This window comes from Rubneribacter sp. (genome assembly GCF_965361815.1).
In genome coordinates, this window is record NZ_CBDTNW010000010.1 from 1 (window position 1) to 16,562 (window position 16,562).

Annotated in this window: 9 protein-coding genes; 8 read left to right on the plus strand and 1 reads right to left on the minus strand. The window is 65.1% G+C overall.

All coding sequences use genetic code 11. The features are described from left to right. The first annotated feature begins 647 nt into the window (after nucleotides 1–647). Nucleotides 648–2,615, plus strand: coding sequence for a molecular chaperone HtpG (gene htpG / locus ACWKY3_RS00635; protein WP_449314490.1), 1,968 nt, complete (start codon nucleotides 648–650; stop codon nucleotides 2,613–2,615). A gap of 1,127 nt (nucleotides 2,616–3,742) precedes the next feature. Here the strand turns inward: htpG and ACWKY3_RS00640 are convergent. Next, nucleotides 3,743–5,176 carry a response regulator transcription factor gene (locus ACWKY3_RS00640; RefSeq protein WP_449314491.1) on the minus strand — a complete coding sequence of 478 codons (1,434 nt, stop codon included), beginning with the start codon at nucleotides 5,174–5,176 and terminating at the stop codon, nucleotides 3,743–3,745. Between the two features lie 300 nt (nucleotides 5,177–5,476). Here ACWKY3_RS00640 and ACWKY3_RS00645 point away from each other — a divergent pair, with 300 nt between their 5' ends. The 7 genes from ACWKY3_RS00645 to rsgA form a co-directional block, all read left to right on the plus strand. Then, nucleotides 5,477–7,039: an FAD-dependent oxidoreductase gene (locus ACWKY3_RS00645; protein ID WP_449314492.1), complete on the plus strand. Its 1,563-nt coding sequence runs from the start codon at nucleotides 5,477–5,479 to the stop codon at nucleotides 7,037–7,039. Nucleotides 7,040–8,016: 977 nt separating this feature from the next. Next, entirely contained in the window at nucleotides 8,017–9,960 is a 1,944-nt protein-coding gene (locus ACWKY3_RS00650) for a P-loop domain-containing protein (RefSeq protein ID WP_449314493.1), read from the plus strand. 179 nt (nucleotides 9,961–10,139) lie between these two features. Further along, entirely contained in the window at nucleotides 10,140–12,941 is a 2,802-nt protein-coding gene (locus ACWKY3_RS00655) for a BspA family leucine-rich repeat surface protein (RefSeq protein WP_449314494.1), read from the plus strand. 183 nt (nucleotides 12,942–13,124) lie between these two features. After that, a complete protein-coding gene (locus ACWKY3_RS00660; RefSeq protein WP_449314495.1) occupies nucleotides 13,125–13,259 on the plus strand; it encodes a hypothetical protein in 135 nt (44 codons plus the stop codon). Between the two features lie 52 nt (nucleotides 13,260–13,311). Then, nucleotides 13,312–14,832: a TrkH family potassium uptake protein gene (locus ACWKY3_RS00665; protein ID WP_449314496.1), complete on the plus strand. Its 1,521-nt coding sequence runs from the start codon at nucleotides 13,312–13,314 to the stop codon at nucleotides 14,830–14,832. Continuing rightward, a complete protein-coding gene (locus ACWKY3_RS00670) occupies nucleotides 14,829–15,443 on the plus strand; it encodes a hydrolase (protein ID WP_449314497.1) in 615 nt (204 codons plus the stop codon). Before ACWKY3_RS00665 ends, ACWKY3_RS00670 begins: the two co-directional genes overlap by 4 nt. Before the next feature lie 46 nt (nucleotides 15,444–15,489). Continuing rightward, a partial coding sequence (gene rsgA / locus ACWKY3_RS00675) for a ribosome small subunit-dependent GTPase A (RefSeq protein WP_449314498.1) occupies nucleotides 15,490–16,562 on the plus strand: 1,073 nt, incomplete at its 3' end.

A 16,562-nucleotide genomic window follows, 5' to 3' on the forward strand; every position in this document is an offset into this window, starting at 1 on the left:
AAACGCGTTTTGTGCATAGATTCAGGAGGTGGAGGCTCGCGACGGGGGTTCGCGACCTGGCGTTTTCCCGTCGAGAAGACGCAGTGCGGCCGCTTCGAGCGGAAAAACCTATGCACAAGACGCGATCCGTGCCACTCCGGGCCGGTCTCGCCGAACCGCCTCCGGTGGGGACCCGGGATCCGGCCAACATAGGTTCGCGTCCGTCCTGGTTTAACGGAGAGGGGCGAGGTCTTGCGCGCGGCGCAGCGCCTTCCCGTTGCGGCCGTCTTCTTGTCTTGCGCGTGGGCGCTCCGGTTTGATCTTCTCCCGCGTTCGCCCTCATGCCCTTTGGCCGCGTTCGCCCGTTGCTTCCAGGTTGCGTCCGTCTCGCCCTTATCCGTCACACCTGCTCCCAAGCCGTATCTAATGTCGCGTTCGATCCCGTGCCGCATTCATCTTTCGCGCCCCACGCTGCACCCACTCCGTCTACCCACGCGCCCCACGCTGCACCTCGCCCGCGCCCCCCGCCTCCCGCCACGCGCTTTCTGCGGACGTTGTGCGCTCTGCTTGACAACCTTTCGCGCCGTACTACAATCCTGTTTTAGCACTCGAACCCCTAGACTGCCAACCGGGCAGGTCGGAACAGAGGAAAGGAAGCGACGCACCCCATGCGCAAGTTCAAGACCGAGAGCAAAAAGCTGCTCGACCTCATGATCAACTCCATCTACACCAACCGCGAGATCTTCCTGCGCGAGCTTATCTCCAACGCTTCGGACGCGGTGGACAAGCTGTACTTCCGCAGCCTCACGGACAAAGACGTCCAGCTGGGCAAAGACGAGCTGGCCATCCGCGTGAGCTTCGACAAGGACGCGCGCACCGTCACGGTCAGCGACAACGGCATCGGCATGACCAAAGACGAGCTGGACAAAAACCTCGGCACCATCGCGCACTCCGACTCCATGGCGTTCAAGGCCGACAACGCCGAGGCGCAGGGCGACGACGTGGACATCATCGGCCAGTTCGGCGTGGGCTTCTACAGCGCGTTCATGGTGGCGAAGAAGGTGCGCGTCGTGTCGCGCGCGTTCGGCTCCGACGAGGCGTGGGCCTGGGAAAGCGACGGCGTGGAGGGCTACACCATCGAGCCGGCCGAGCGCGAGGGCCACGGCACCGACGTCATCCTCACGCTCAAGGACAACACGGCCAACAGCGACGGCACCGGAGAGAGCTACGACACCTTCCTGTCCGAATACGGTCTGAGAAGCCTCATCAAGCGTTACAGCAACTACGTGCGTTACCCCGTGCAGATGGAAGTGTCCAAAACCCGCGAGAAGCCCAAGCCCGAGGACGCCGGCGACGACTACCAGCCCGAATACGAAAGCTACACCGAGCTTGACACCATCAACTCCATGATCCCCATCTGGAAGCGCGGCAAGTCCGAGGTCACCGACGAGGAGTACAACGAGTTCTACAAGACCGACTTCCACGACTTCGCCGACCCTGCCCGCACGTTCAGCATCCACGCCGAAGGCGCGCTTTCCTACGACGCGCTGCTGTTCATCCCCAGCCGTGCGCCGTACGACCTGTACAGCAAGGACTTCAAGAAGGGGCTGGCGCTCTACAGCTCCAACGTGCTCATCATGGAGAAGTGCGAGGAGCTTTTGCCCGACCACTACAACTTCGTGCGCGGCGTGGTGGACAGCCAAGACCTCACGCTCAACATCAGCCGCGAGACGCTGCAGCACAACAGCCAGCTGCGCGCCATCGCCAAGAAGGTGGAGAAAAAGATCACCTCCGAGCTGAAGAAGATGCGCGACAACGACCGCGAGGAGTACGAGCGTTTCTTCGAGAACTTCGGCCGCGGGCTGGAGTACGGCATCTACACCAGCTACGGCATGCTGAAAGACGAGCTGGGCGAGCTTTTGCTGTTCTACTCCGCCAAGCAGCAGAAGCTCATCACGCTGGACGAGTACCTGGAGGCCGCGCCGGCCGACCAGAAGGCCATCTACTACGCCGCTGGCGAGAACATCGACCGCCTGGCCAAGATGCCCATCGTGAAGACGGTGCTGGGCAAGGGCTACGACGTGCTGCTGTGCACAAAGGACGTGGACGAGTTCTGCTTCCAGGCCATGATGACCTACGGCCCCGAACCCGAGCTGGACGCCGAGGACAAGCCCGTGGAGGGCACCGGCCCCAAGGAGCTCAAGAACGTGGCGTCGGGCGACTTGGATTTGGCCTCCGAGGAGGAGAAGAAGGAGGCCGAAGAGGCCGCCAAGGAAAACGAGGCCCTGTTCGCAGCCATGAAGGAGGCGCTGGGTGATGCGGTGGAGAAGGTGGCCGTGTCGTCGCGGCTCACCGACGCGCCGGCGTGCATCACCGCGGCGGGTCCCGTGTCGCTTGAGATGGAGCGCATCTTGTCGCAGGCGCCCGACGGCCAGGATGTGAAGTCCCAGCGCGTGCTGGAGCTGAACGTGAAGCACCCCGTGTTCGAGGCTCTGCGCGCCGCGCAGGAGGCCGGCGACGCCGACAAGGTGAAGCTGTACGCCGACATCCTCTACAACCAGGCGCTTTTGGTGGAGGGCATGCCGCTTGAAGACCCGGTGGCGTACGCGAACGCGGTTACCAAACTGATGGCGTAGCTGCCGGCGCGCTGGTGGGCGCACACCCGCGCGGGACGCGCGTGCGCGTGTGCGGGAGGCGTTCGACCGCACGTGAAGCGTGCGAGTGGAATGCGCGGGACGCATGCGCACACGTGCGCGTGCGCAGGGCGCGCCGGGCGTTTCGCTGGATTTTCGGGCGGTGCGGCAAGGCGGTGTCGATCCGCAGGTGTTCGCCCGCGCGGGACGCGCGTGCATGCGGCATGCGTACGGCGCGCATGCGATGCGCGAGGCGCACACCCCCTCTTTCCCAAGGTGCGATGCGCGAAGGACCCGGCTAGCTGCCGGGTCCTTCTGCGTTTACGGAATGTTTCACGTGAAACATTCCAGCGAAAACGTGCGAAACCAAGCGCACGGGCCCTATGCGGCCTGGTGTTGGGTGCGCATGGGTCGCATGCGGTGTCAACGTTGGGCGCGCACGGACCCGTGCGATGCCAGCGTTGGGATCGTGTGGACCTGCGCGACGCCAGTGTCGGGGCTGCACGCTCCCAATGTCGGGCATATGTCTGATTCCGGATTCGTTGCCGTTCACAACAAGTATCATAAGGTGAACTTCCATTACGGTAGACGATATGCCCCGCACCCAAGGCTACCGAGCAAGCGAGGGGAAAGCCGAAGACGCGATGAAACAACGTGCAGATGCGCGAAATTTTCCTGAGATGGTCAAAATCCCGGTAAGTCGGGGCTTTTCGCCACGCACAGAAGGGCATCAGAATGAAGCGGAAAGCTGTGACCTGGTCTTTCTCTTGAGCGCTCATAAACGCGCCCGCGTTTTGCCCCAAAAATCCCCCGACTCGCCGGGATTTTGACCATCTCAGGAAAATTTCGCGCACTTTAGGGTTGCCCTCCGTCGAGTCCTCCATCGAACCGACGGGATTTCACATCTGCGTTGGTTCAGCGGAGGAGGCCATTGCCGCTCGCGGCGAGCAGCATGCGGTTCGTTTTTGCTGCGGACGAAAATTTCCAAGTTCATTGCCATTTTATGTATGAGGTGTTGAAAGGGGAGGTGCGGACAGCCTATCGCCCGCTTGCGGGGAGCGTCGCAAACGAAAAATCGCACGGCGACGGCAAGGCAAAGCGTGGTCGTCGTCGCGTTCCTTTTGCGGTTCTCAGCCGTCGAGGATCATCGACAACAACTCATTCTTCGATGAAACTCCGACCTTCGCATAAATATGATGGATGTGGGTGTCCACCGTTCCCTTCGAGATGAAAAGGGCCTCGCGAATGTAGGTTCTGCTGCGTCCCTGAGCCAAAAGGAACAGCACGTCTTGCTCGCGCTGCGAAAGTTTGAACCTTTGGGAAACCTTGCCGCAGCGTCTTGCGAGGTCCGACTCGGCTTCCTCTCCGCCAATCGGGTTACGTCGTTCCGCGACATCCGCCTGTTCTGCGCTTTGCGTCATCGACGCCATCAAAGCGAAAAAGAACAGTGTCATGATGATGCAGCCGAACGAAATCTCCGGGTTTCCAAGCTCCGAAGACATCTTCTCGAAAAGCGTTCCCGCCATGCCGCCCGTTGTCCCCATTGAGAATCCGAGCGCAATGATGCGGGTGGCTTCCGAGCGATTGCGCTGCGCAAGATGGACGAAGTAAAGCTTGGACATGATCTCGAAACCCACATTCACGCATATCAGGCATATGAAGGCAGCGTAAGCGCTTCCTTTTCCGGGGAATTGCATGAACGCAACGCCTAGGATAAGGGCGGGCAGCGACCACTGGTACAGTGTCGTGAGGTCGAATCGTTTCGTGGCGTCGATAACCTTCAGCATGATAATCGTGGAGAGGGCGGATCCCAACGCGAATAGAAGCACGCACTCTTCGAAATTGACAGCGTTATGGCTGAAAAACGAGTTCCATACAAAGGAGATCGCGGTGAAGACGCAGCCGATGCTGCAGAGCCTTTTCGCATGTCTGGCCAGGTAGGGCCGAGGTGCTTCATCCTCTTGCGTTTCTGAAGGGATGTCGGCGGCTCCCGAAACGCCAAACGCCGGGTCGCCCGTCAGCTTGAGAAAGCACACCAGGGAGCAAATAGGAAGCGCGTTCCCTGCTAGCGCGAGCAAAGGAAGCGGCATATCGAACGTGCTTCTCATGAGGGACGCGATGACGAAAGAGGCCGCCAAGACGGGCGTCCATCGGAGCATGGTGGTCTCGGCGCCTTCGAAACCCCGCTTTGCCATCGCCTCGCCCCACGCGATCCAAAAACCTCCCTGGCCAAGGCCGACGAGGACCTCCGCAACCGCATGGGCGCTGCCGAGCGAAAAGCGCTCTCCGGCAACGTTGAGCACGGCAAGCGTCGATGTGCCTGCGACGATCAGGCCGCAACCTGCCCAAGCCAGCCACAGATGATGTTGAAGCTCTCCGAAGCGCTTTGGAAGGGCCGCGCAAAAAAGGGACACGACAAGAACGCCTCCCAAGTAAAGGAGGTCCCCCTGCAAAGAGGTTATGCCTTCGATGCGTGGCGGCTGGCTGAAGAAAAAGAGAAAGCTCCAAGCCCAAAGAAGACCGCCCCCAAGAAAGGCGGGTGCATCTTTTCTTATTGACGACATCGTGCCGATTGCCTCCTTGCGCCATACGGCCTTTGACTATTGTAGCCTCGTAGTGCGGATTTGCGGCTGGCGGGATTGCGGCGGCCTGCAATGCATGGACTCTTTCATCAGGCATATTGTTGCGTTTCGCAAAAATCAATACTTTTCATTGATGCTGCAGCTGCTAAAGACATGCTTCCGATTGATGCCGCGAACGGGGGCGGCGCGCACAATGCGCTTGCGCGGCCGAAACTGAAAGAGGCTGCGAAGAGGTCAAGAGGCCAAGCGGCAAGGCTGCGCGGCCGGCGAAAGGAGGAGCAGATGAATTGTACGCGCAGGACGTTTGTGCGAGGGGCTGCGGCAAGCGGTGTGGTTGCGGCTTTGGCGGGGTTTGCGACGGCCTGTTCCCCTGCAGGAGGAGCGGGTTCCAACGAGGAGGGCCGCGCATCCGCCGAAGGAATGGTCGAACTGCCGCAACCCGACGAGACGGCAGAGGCGGATGTGGTGGTTGTGGGGGCTGGAATATCCGGGCTTGCCGCGACAGTGTCTGCCTTGGAATCGGGCGCCAAGGTGATAACGCTTGAAGCGAGCGACGTCGCAGGGGGGAACGGCCAGGGAACAGAAGGCGTGTTCGCTTGCGGGTCGTCTTTGCAAAAAGAGAGGGGCATCGAGTTCTCGCTCAAGGACATCGTGGCCAAAGAGCTGGAGTTCTTCAATTATCGGGTGGACGCGTTGCGTTGGAAAGATCTGGTGTCGGCAAGCGCGGGCAATATCGAGTGGCTCATGGAGCAGGGCGTTGAATTCGGCGATGTGGACAACTACCACGGGCAAGGTCAGGTTGACGGATTCCATTGGTTCGCCAGCGGAACCGGGAGCAGCTACATCGCCCCCATGGTGGGCAGAGTCCAATCGCTTGGAGGGGACATTCGCTTCAACACACGCGCCCGTCAGGTGTTGACCGACGACGACGGAGCCGTGCTCGGAGTGCGTGCGGAGAAAGACGACGGCACCGTTGTCCAGATTGATTGCCGGGCGGTTGTCTTGGCATCGGGAGGATATGCGGACAGCGACGAAAAACTCGCCGAAATGGGCGTGGATGTCTCCTCCATCACGCGAAAGGGGTTCGCGCACCACGAGGGGGACGGAATCGACATGGCCGTGGCGGCAGGCGGGGTGGACGTGCGTCAGCGCCATTGCATCATGCGCGAGCCGGGCGTTGAAGGATATGCGTTCGAGACGCCGCTCGGTGCGATGGGCGTTCGCAACGGAGGGCCGTTCGTCTTTGTGAACGGAGACGGAGAGCGGTACACGAATGAGAACTGCATTGTTGCCAACCAGGCCTATATGGCCAATACGGTGATGTCGCAGGGCCGGTCGTTTGCCGTGATTGGAAACGCAGGACTCCAATGGGTCGAAGAGAACGTGACGCCCGGCATTGTCGAGGCCGCCGAAGACGCTTTGGGCGCCGGGGCGAAAGCCTACAAGGCTGACACGATTGAGGAGCTTGCCTCTTTGATGGAGGTCGATGCCGACGCGCTGCAAGAATCCATTGAGCGCTATAACGGTTTTTGCCGCGATGGATCGGATGAGGACTTCAACAAGGATCCGGAGATGCTGATTCCGTTCGAAGAAGGTCCCTACTGGGCTTTCAAGCACGGCCTGTTCTATTTCTCGACCATAGGGGGGATTGCCACCAATCGCCGGTTCGAAGTCGTCGATGCGTCGGGATCGCCCATTCCCGGCCTCTATGCCGTGGGAACCGACGGCTGCGAGCTTTACCTGGAAACGTACACTGTCATGGTTCCCGCGTCCTGCAACGCCAACAACGTCAATTCCGGTCGCGTTGCCGGTCGGGAAGCCGCTGAATACTGCAAGGTTTCTTAAAGGCCCCTTCTTCCCGTCCCGGTTCCCGCCGTCGTCCGAAGAGCGCGATTCCGCCATCGGGTTCACGCGTTCGGGCGATGGCGGGCGGGCGGGGGCGGAGGCGGGTTGAAGAGGGCGCCAGCGATTGGATCGATGGGCATTGAATTGCGAGGTGCCGCGTGTCTGCCGAGGGACTCACGCACGAAACATGGCAGCGACGGCATGCGAAACATCTCTGCAATGCACGAAACGACGTTCGAATGCACGAAACGGCGCGACGGCGCGCGAAACGTCGCGCGGATACGCGACGAAGCGGCGTGTGGATGGTAGCGAAACGGCGCGCAGACCCCGAGACGGTACGCAGATACGCGAAATTTTCCTGAGATGGTCAAAATCTTGGCAAGTCGGGGGATTTTCGGGGCAAAACGCGGGCGTGTTTATGGGCGCCCAAGAGAAAGGCCAGGTCACAGCTTCCCGCTTCATCCGGATGCTCTTCCGTACGTGGCGAAAAGCCCCGACTCGCCGGGATTTTGACCATCTCAGGAAAATTTCGCGCACTTTAGGATTATCGCGACGGTGCGGGGCGTGGAAGCGTAACGGTGCGGGAGCGCGGGCGCGGCGGCTCGCGGACGGGGCGCAGGCGTGCAGCTCACGGAGGGCAGCGCGCGGACGGGGGCGCAGGCATGGCGGCGTGCGGACGGGGGCGCAGGCATGGTGGCTCGCGGGCGGACGGGAGTGCGGGAGCGGCGGCTCGCGTGCGATGGTGCGCGCGAACGCGGCATTGCGCGCACGACGATGTGGGGGCGCAGTGGCGGAACGAAGGAGCGTGGCGGTGCGGCTGGGCGTCCTTCGGCGTCGCGGCCGAACGCGGGGCGCATGCGGTACAATGCCGGACTGGAACATGTTCGAGTCGCCGCCGGCCTCTTCGCCTTGCCGGCGGCGTTTCCGCAGGGCGCGCGCGGCGCGGCGCGAAGCCCTGCCGTCGCAAGGAGGGCAGCATGCAGACAGCGAACGACCTGCGCGCGCGACTGCGCGGCATCGACCGTCGGGGGTACCCGGCGTACAAGGGGCTGCGCGGCCGCTACGCCTTCGACGGCTTCGAACTGTCCATCGACCACGTGCAGGGCGATCCGTTCGCCGCACCCTCGGGGCTGTCCGTGCGCGTGGCGGCCGACCGGGCTGCGTTCCCGCCCGATCTGCACGACGAGCCTCATCGCCGCATCGCGTTCGAAGACCATCTGGTGCGGCGCTTCTCGCGCGAGCTGGCTCGGTTCAGCTGCAAGGTGGGCGGTTCGGGCAAAAGCGGCCTTCTGGCCACGAGCCGCCCGGGACCCGAGGTGCTGGCGCGCTCGGCGTGCGAGGCGGGGGCTTTCGGCATCGTCGTGCGGTTTGAGGCGGGCTTTCCCGCGCACGGCCGCACCGTCGACGCCTCGGCGCTGGAGAAGATGCTGTTCGACTTCGTGCCGCGCTGCGTGCGGGCCGCGCTGCACTACGGCTCCTACAACGAAGAGGCCCGCGCCGCCGTGCGCGCCGCAACGGAGTTGGCGGACGATCAGCGGGCCGCGCGCAAGGAGCTTGAGCGCCGCGACCTGGTGGCCTTCGTGGCCGACGGGGCGGTGCTGCCGCGCGAAAGCGGCGTGTCCAGCCGACCGATGCGGGGCGCGCGCCCGTTCTCCTCTCCGGAGTCCTTGCGGGTGACGCTTGATTTGCCGCATCGCGGCCCCACGACGGGCATGGCCGTGCGCCGCGGCGTCACGCTCATTGTGGGCGGGGGCTATCACGGCAAATCGACCCTGCTCAAAGCTTTGCAGGAAGGCGTGTACAACCACGTGCTCGGCGACGGGCGGGAACTGGTCGTCACCGACGACACCGCCGTGAAGCTGCGGGCCGAAGACGGGCGGTCGGTGCGCGACGTGGACATCTCGCTGTTCATCAACGACCTGCCCGACGGGCGCGACACCCGCCGCTTCTCCACGACCGATGCGAGCGGCAGCACGTCCCAGGCGGCGGGCGCGGTGGAAGCGGTGGAGGCCGGCTGTCGCGCGTTTTTGGTTGACGAGGACACCTCGGCCACCAACTTCATGGTGCGTGACGAGCTGATGGAGGCGGTGGTGCGCCGCCAAGACGAGCCCATCACGCCGTTCGTCGAACGCGTGCGCGACCTGTACGAGACGGCGGGCGTGAGCACCGTGCTGGTGGCGGGCAGCTCGGGGGCGTTTTTCTTCACGGCGGACACGGTGGTGCAGATGGAGCGCTACGAAGCGCACGACATAACGGAGCGCGTGCGCGCCGCGTGCAGCGAGTGGGCGTCGCCGCTTGGCTCCGGGACGCCGCCGTTCAAGCTGCCGGAAGCGCGACGGACGATAGGGAAGGTCGTGCCGATGCGCGGCGGCACGATGAGCGATGAGCGCGGAGCGGTTGGAAGCGGCGGCGGCCAGGGTGCGGACCGCAGCGAGGTCGGAAGCGACCGCGGGATGAGCGCGGAACGCGGCCCGGGCGGGCGCGATGGCGGCGCGCGGGGCGCGGGCGGCAGGCGCGGTGCGCACGACGGCAGGCGCGGTGCGCAAGGCGGCGGGCGCGGGGCGCGCGGTCGCGGTATGCGCGGCGGCGCCGAGCGGCACGGGCGGGATGACCGCGTCAAGGTGAAGCTGCTCGGGCGCGATGGCATGCGGGTGGGCGATGGGTCTGCCGACCTGCGGTTGGTCGAACAGCTGGTGGACGCCGAGCAGACGGCCGCGCTCGCTCAGATGGTGCGCCTAGCTCAGGAGAAGGGCCTGCTGGCGGGCAGCCTTTCCCCGCAGGAGGCGGTCGCGCGCCTGTTCGATATGGTCCGCAGCGAGGGTTGGGCCGCGCTCGACGCCCATGGCTGCCCGACGTGCGGCCTTGCCATGCCCCGCCCGCAGGAGCTGTTCGCAGCCTTCAATCGCTGGCGTCAAGGGTAAGGCGCGACGGCGGGCATCAACTCGTATTTGAACCAGAAGCGCCGCCCCCGTGTGCGAAACATGAAAGCCCCTACAATGGTCGCATTACCAACCGGGTGCCGGTCTTCGGCAGGCGCGCTCGCGCCCGCCGTCCGCTTCGCGGCGAGCACCCATGATGACGGCACAGAAGGAGGCTGCCCATGGAGGCACTGAGGTCCGTGATGCGAAAACGAAACGGGGGGGGGGCGTATAAACGAGCATTAGCGCTGTTCACGGCGCTGCTCATTTCGACCGCGCTGCTCCCGACGCAAGTCTTCGTCGCTTTGGCGCAGGAGGACGCCGCGAACGCAGCGAACGCGGCCGACGCGGCGAATGCGGCGAATGCGGCGGATACGGCCGACGCGCCCGCCGCAGCCGACGCGCCCGCCGCAACCGACGCGCCCGCCGCAGCTGACGCGGCGAACGCAGCGGACGCGACCGACGAGAATCCCGCAGCGCCCTCGGCGCTCCTGACGCCCGCCGCAGGCAGCGCGCCTGCCGCCGCTTCCGCCAGGGCCGTGGTGCAAAGCGGCGACATGGGCACCTGGAAATGGGAGCTTGACGACGCCGGCCACCTCCTGATCAGCGGCACGGGAGTGTCGATTGCGGGCGACAAGGAGTGCAACTCCCCCTGGGCCGCCTTCGCGAGCGACGTGAAGAGCGCGTCTTTCGCCCCGGGCACGACGGCCGCGGTGTCCATCTCCACGATGTTCTCGACGCACAGCAACATGACCAGCGTCGATTTCACCAACCTCTCGCTCGGCAACGTCACGGACATATCGAAGCTGCTCTCCGGCTGCTCCAGCCTGACTTCGGACTCCATCACGTTCGGGCCGAATTTCGACACCACGAACATAGCGAACATGGGCTACCTGTTCAACGGCTGCTCTTCCCTCACGTCCCTTGACCTGTCGTTCTTCAACACCGAGAACGTCACGCGCATGGACAAGATGTTCGCCGGCTGCAAGGCCCTCACCTCCTTGAACATAACGTCGTTCGACTCCGAGCGGGTGTGGAACGCGTCCGGCATGTTCGAGCAGTGCGAGTCCCTTGGCTCTTTGGACCTCTCGCACTTCAGCACGGCGAACATCTCCAACATGTCCAGCATGTTCAACGGCTGCAAGTCCCTCACCACCATCGACGTGACGACGTTCGACACCTCGAACGCTACGAACATGGCCTACGTGTTCTACAACTGCACGTCTTTGGAGTCCATCGACCTGTCGAGCTTCGACACGTCGAAGGTCGTGAACATGACGAGCATGTTCCACAACTGTCCGAAGCTGCAAAACCTTGACGTGTCGATGTTCGACACCTCAAGCGTCACCACGATGTACTGCATGTTCTCCGAGTGCAGCTCCCTGACGGACCTTGACCTGTCAACCTTCAACACGGCGAACGTCACGAACATGGGCGGCATGTTCGCCGGATGCTCGGGCCTGACGTCGCTTGACGTGTCGAACTTCGACACGGCGAAGGTCACCAGCATGAAGGACATGTTCGATCGCTGCTCCTCGCTGCCGTCGCTTGACATCGGCACCTTCGACACCTCGAGCGCCACGGACATGTCGAACATGTTCCGTCAGATGCCGGCGCTGCGGATGATCACGCTGGGGGACGACTTCTCCTTCAAGGGCGCCTACGCCCAGACGACCGGCCAGGTGCTCACGACGCTCCCCACGCCGGCCACGGTCAAGCAGGCGTGGATACGGCTGGAGGGCGGCGAGCAGCAGAAGGGCACGTCGCACCAGCCCGGCGGCTTCGCGGAGGCCTACCCCGGCGCGGCGGCGCCCGCGGGCACCTACGTGTGGGACACGCTCGTGGACTTCGTCTTCCACGCCAACGGCGCCGCGGGCGGCGCCATGCCGGTGCAGACGGTCGACTGGGAGGACGGCGACGCCGTCCTGGACGCCCTGGGCTTCACGTGGGAGGGCCACTCCTTCCTGGGCTGGAACACCGAGCCCGACGGCTCCGGCACATCTTACGCCGACCGGGCCACGTTCGCGCAGGACTACCTCTCGGGGCTGCTGCCGGCCGAGGTCAACCTGTACGCGCAGTGGGAGGCCGGTCCCGGCTCGCTGGCAATCTCCAAGGTCGTTTCCGGCGCGATGGCCGGCGGGCCGTCGGGCGAGCAGGAGTTCCGCTTCGAGCTGACGGTGGACGGCAAGCCTTACAGCGGCCCCTACACGGTGGGCGCCGAGCAGCGGACCGCCGCGAACGGCGTCGTTGTGCTCAAGGGCGGCCAGACCGCGGTCGTTGAGGGCCTGGACGACGGATGCGCTTACGAGGTGGCCGAGGTCGACGTGCCTGCCGGCTGGACGCTGACGGGCTTTGAGGGCGCGACGGGCGCCGTCGAGGCCGGAAAGCGGGCGCAGGCGAGCTTCTCCAACAAGTACGCCGCGTCGGGCGAGGCGCGGATCGAGGCGTCCAAGCGCTTCGAGGGCGGCGAGCTGTCCGAGGGGCAGTTCACCTTCGAGCTGCTGGACGCCGCGGGCGCCGTCGTCGCAAAGGCGAGCAACGGCGCGGCGGACGCCTCCGAGGAGGGCGCCGCGCCCGTGGACTTCGGCGTTTTGAGCTACGCGCAGGCGGGCACTTACGCCTACACCGTGCGCGAGCAGGTGCCCGGCGACGCCTGCAACGCCGACGGCGTGCGCTACGACCAGGCCACCGCCGACCAGCTGGCCGCGGGCGGCTTCGCCAAGGACGGCGTGGTCTACGACGCCTCCGAGCGCGCGGCGACCGTCACGGTGGTCGCCCGCGCCGACGGCTCCCTCTCGGCCGAGGTGTCCTACGACGGCGCGGACGTCCCCGCCGCGTTCGAGAATCGGGTGGAGGAGCCGGCGCCGGTGCTGTTGGCGCGCACAGGTGCCGCAGGAGTCGATGCCGCCGGCGCGGCCGGGGTGCTGGTGCTGGGCCTGGGCTGCGCCGTCTGGCTGCGTCGAAGCGGGCGCGCCTGCCGATAGGCGCCCCCAGCTGGCGGCCGCCCCGGCTTCCGCGGCGGCCACTCGCCGCCGCCTCCCGCCCGCAGCCCCGCTCGCCGCCAGCTCCCGCCCCTCGCGTTCACGGCGCGGCATCTGCTCAGATGCAGGTTTTCGCAGGTCGTGCAATGGGTGCGATCCCCGATCCGTTAATGCTACAATACACCAATGCGCAACAAGCAGAACATACGCCAAAGCATCGAGACGCCGACGTTGGGGTTCGGCGTGGTGCTGCTGACGCTGCTGTGCTTTTTGCTGGCGCTGTGGGCGCTGATCACCCTCGTGCGATTCCTGGTGGGCTGACGTGGGCGAGGGCACAGCGACGTTCGCCGCGGGGCGAGGGTAGGCGCGCGCCATGTGGCAGCGGTTCACCTTGTACGACATCCGGGTCATCGGGCATTATCTAGGCGTGCTCGTTCTGTTCTCGTCGCTGGCCTTGCTGGTTCCGTTCGTCACGGCCTTGGTTTGCGCGGAATGGGTGCCTGCGAGCCATTACCTGCTGACCATCGGCGTGTCTCTGGTCGTGGGTTCGGTCCTGCGCTTTCTGCGCATTGAGCCCGGCCGGCTCAACCGGCAGCAGGCGCTTGTGGTCACCGGCTTGGCGTGGATCGTCCTAGCCCTGGTGGCGGCCGTGCCGCTGCATCTGTCCGGCCATTACGGCACGTATCTGGACGCGCTGTTCGACGCCGTTTCGGGCATCACCACCACGGGCGTCAGCCTCATCACGGACCTGGACCACCTCTCCAACGCCGACAACATGTGGCGCTTCATGATGCACCTTTTGGGCGGTTTGGGGCTTATCGTGGTGGCGCTCTCATTCGGGCTGTTCGGCAAGCGCGCCGGCGCCAGCCTGTACATGTCCGAGGGGCGCAGCGAGCACGTGGTGCCCAACGTGGTGCAAACCGCCCAGTTCATCGGCAAGATAGCCATCGGCGTCATCCTGGTGGCGACGGGCATCCTCGCCGTGCTGTGCCTGTTCGCCGGCATGGAGCCTGTGCGCGCGACGCTGCACGGGCTGTGGCTGGCCATATCCGGGTTCTCCACCGGCGGGTTCGCCCCCATGAGCCAAAGTGTCATGTACTACCATTCGTTTTCCATCGAGCTGGTGCTCATGCTGCTCATGCTGCTGGGCTCCATCAACTTCGTCTTGCACTCCGAGGTGTGGAAAGGGCATTTGGAGGTGTTCTTCAGGGACCTGGAGATACGCACCATGTTTTTGTGGCTGGCCGTCATGACGTGCGTGTTCGCCGCCTCCCTGAGCGCAAGTGGCGAGTTTTCCGACCTGCCCGCCATGCTGCGGCGCGGGCTGTTCACCGTGATCTCGGCGTTTTCGACCACGGGCTTTCAGAACATCACCACCAACCAGCTGACCACGGCGCTCTCGTCGGGCGCGTTTTTGGTGGTGGCGGTGCTCATGGCCGTGGGCGGCAGCGGCGGCTCCACGTCCGGCGGCGTGAAGTTCAGCCGCATGGGCGTCATCATGAAGTCCATCGTGGCCACCATCAAAGAAGCGCTGGCGCCCGACTCCGCGCGCGTGGTGGTGGACTACTACCATGTGGGTCGGCGCATCCTCTCGCCCGAGGTGGTGAAGGAGGCCATGACCGTGTTCGTGCTGTACGTGGCCACGTACGCGGTGGGCGCGCTTGTGGGCATCGCGCATGGGTACGAGGCCACGCAGGCCATCTTCGAGTCGGTGACCATGGCCAGCAACAGCGGCGTGACCTCGGGCATATCGGTTTCGGGCATGCCGGCCACGCTGGAGGCGTTCTACATCTTCCAGATGTGGGCCGGCCGTTTGGAGTTCGTGACGCTGCTCGCGCTGCTGGTGGAAGTGGTGGTGTCGCTTGACCCCCGAAGGTTGGTGCATCGATCATGAGCGAGGTTCGCGACGGGGCGCGGCGCGCGGGGCGGCTCCTTTGGAGGGCGGCCGCAACGTGCGCGCTGTGCGGAGGGCTGCTGGCGGGCGTGCCTGCGCTGCAGGCGTTTGCCGAGGAGCCGGAGGGCGACAACGCGGTGAACACCCAGCAGCTGCCCGACAGCTCGTTCATCTACGACACGTCCATCACCGACCTGGGCACGGCCGACACGTACTACGACAACCAGACCGTCCAGGTGACAGGCGAGGTTGTGGGCGACAAGATCAGCGAAGGCCTGAGCGGGAGGCGCTGCTGGATCACCCTTACGTCCCCCAACGATTCGTCCACCGTCACGGTGCTCATGTCGAGCGAGTCCGCAGCGAAGATAGACGCGTTCGGCGCGTACGGGACGAAGGGCACCACGCTGCAGGTGCAGGGCACGTTCCATCTGGCGTGCCCCGAGCACGAGGGGCTGTCCGACCTGCATGCGGAGGTGGTGACCGCAGTGGAGCCGGGCAAGGTGACCGAAGACCCGCTTGACCTGGGAATGTTCGCGCCCGGCGCGGCGGTGGTGGCGCTGGGGCTTGCCATGATGGGCGTGTTCTACTGGCTGAGGGAGCGGCAGCGTTAGCGCGGATGCGGGCGCAACGCGGCGCGGCGAGCGCGGAGGAGGACGTGTGCGAAAGGCACGGGTGGTGAAGCTTGACCGGGGGTACCCCCTGGTGCGGTGCGAGGACGGCCCGCTCGTGCGCTGCGAGCACGCAACGGCGCTTGTGAAGGGCGACGAGCTGCGCGCGGTGGTGGGAGATTTCGTTGAGGTTGACGTGCCGCACGGGCATGACAAGGGCATCATCGAGCGCATCCTGCCGCGCACGCGCGCCTTCGTGCGCAAAGACCCCGCCGAGCGCGCGCTGCCGCAGGTGCTGGCCGCCAACTTCGACCGCGTGTTCGTGGCCCAGCCCCTGGCCGACGTCAACGTGCGGCGACTCGAGCGCGAGCTGGTGTTGGCCTACGAGACGGGCGCGCAGGTGACCGTGGTGCTGACGAAGGCCGATCTGGCCGAGGACGAACGGCATGTCGCCGAGGTGCGCGACCGCGTGCGGGTCCTGGCGGGTCCCGACGTGCGCACGCTGGTGGTGTCGGCGGACGACCCGTCCGGCGTGGAGGAGGTGCGCGCGCTGATCCCGGAGGGGTCTGTGGCCGTGCTTTTGGGTAAGAGCGGCGTGGGAAAGTCCAGCCTGGTGAACATGCTGGTGGGGGCCGATGTGCAGGAGACGACGCCTGTGCGCGAAGACGGAAAGGGCCGCCACACCACGGTGAGCCGCGAGATGGTGCCCGTGCCCGGCGGCGGTTTCGTGGTGGACATGCCGGGCGTGCGCGGCTTGGGGATGTGGGAGGCCGACGCGGGCATAGGCGCCGCGTTCTCCGACGTGGAGAAGCTGGCCGCGAACTGCCGCTTCCGCGACTGCCGCCACGCGGACGAGCCCGGGTGCGCCGTGCGTGCCGCCGTGGAGGCGGGCGAGCTGGCCCCCGAGCGGTTCGCGTCCTACCGGGTGCTCAAGCAGGAGACGGCCGATTTGCGCGAGCGCCGCGAGGAGGCCCGCCGCATGCGCGGCGAGAAGGCGAGCGACCGGAAGAAGTCCGCCGCCCGTTCTGGCCGCACCCGCAAGGACGGTTCGAAGCGCCGCCGGGGGGAGGGTGAAACAAAAAGAGAGGGAAACCACCACGTCTCACCCCCACCAAACCCCTC

Excerpts from the sequence above, each read along its gene's own strand:
- ACWKY3_RS00665 (WP_449314496.1), top strand. The coding sequence starts at position 13,312 with ATGTGGCAGCGGTTCACCTTGTACGACATCCGGGTCATCGGGCATTAT.
- ACWKY3_RS00645 (WP_449314492.1), top strand. The coding sequence starts at position 5,477 with ATGAATTGTACGCGCAGGACGTTTGTGCGAGGGGCTGCGGCAAGCGGT.
- ACWKY3_RS00655 (WP_449314494.1), top strand. The coding sequence starts at position 10,140 with ATGGAGGCACTGAGGTCCGTGATGCGAAAACGAAACGGGGGGGGGGCG.
- ACWKY3_RS00660 (WP_449314495.1), top strand. The coding sequence starts at position 13,125 with ATGCGCAACAAGCAGAACATACGCCAAAGCATCGAGACGCCGACGTTG.
- ACWKY3_RS00650 (WP_449314493.1), top strand. The coding sequence starts at position 8,017 with ATGCAGACAGCGAACGACCTGCGCGCGCGACTGCGCGGCATCGACCGT.
- htpG (WP_449314490.1), top strand. The coding sequence starts at position 648 with ATGCGCAAGTTCAAGACCGAGAGCAAAAAGCTGCTCGACCTCATGATC.
- ACWKY3_RS00670 (WP_449314497.1), top strand. The coding sequence starts at position 14,829 with ATGAGCGAGGTTCGCGACGGGGCGCGGCGCGCGGGGCGGCTCCTTTGG.
- ACWKY3_RS00640 (WP_449314491.1), bottom strand. The coding sequence starts at position 5,176 with ATGTCGTCAATAAGAAAAGATGCACCCGCCTTTCTTGGGGGCGGTCTT.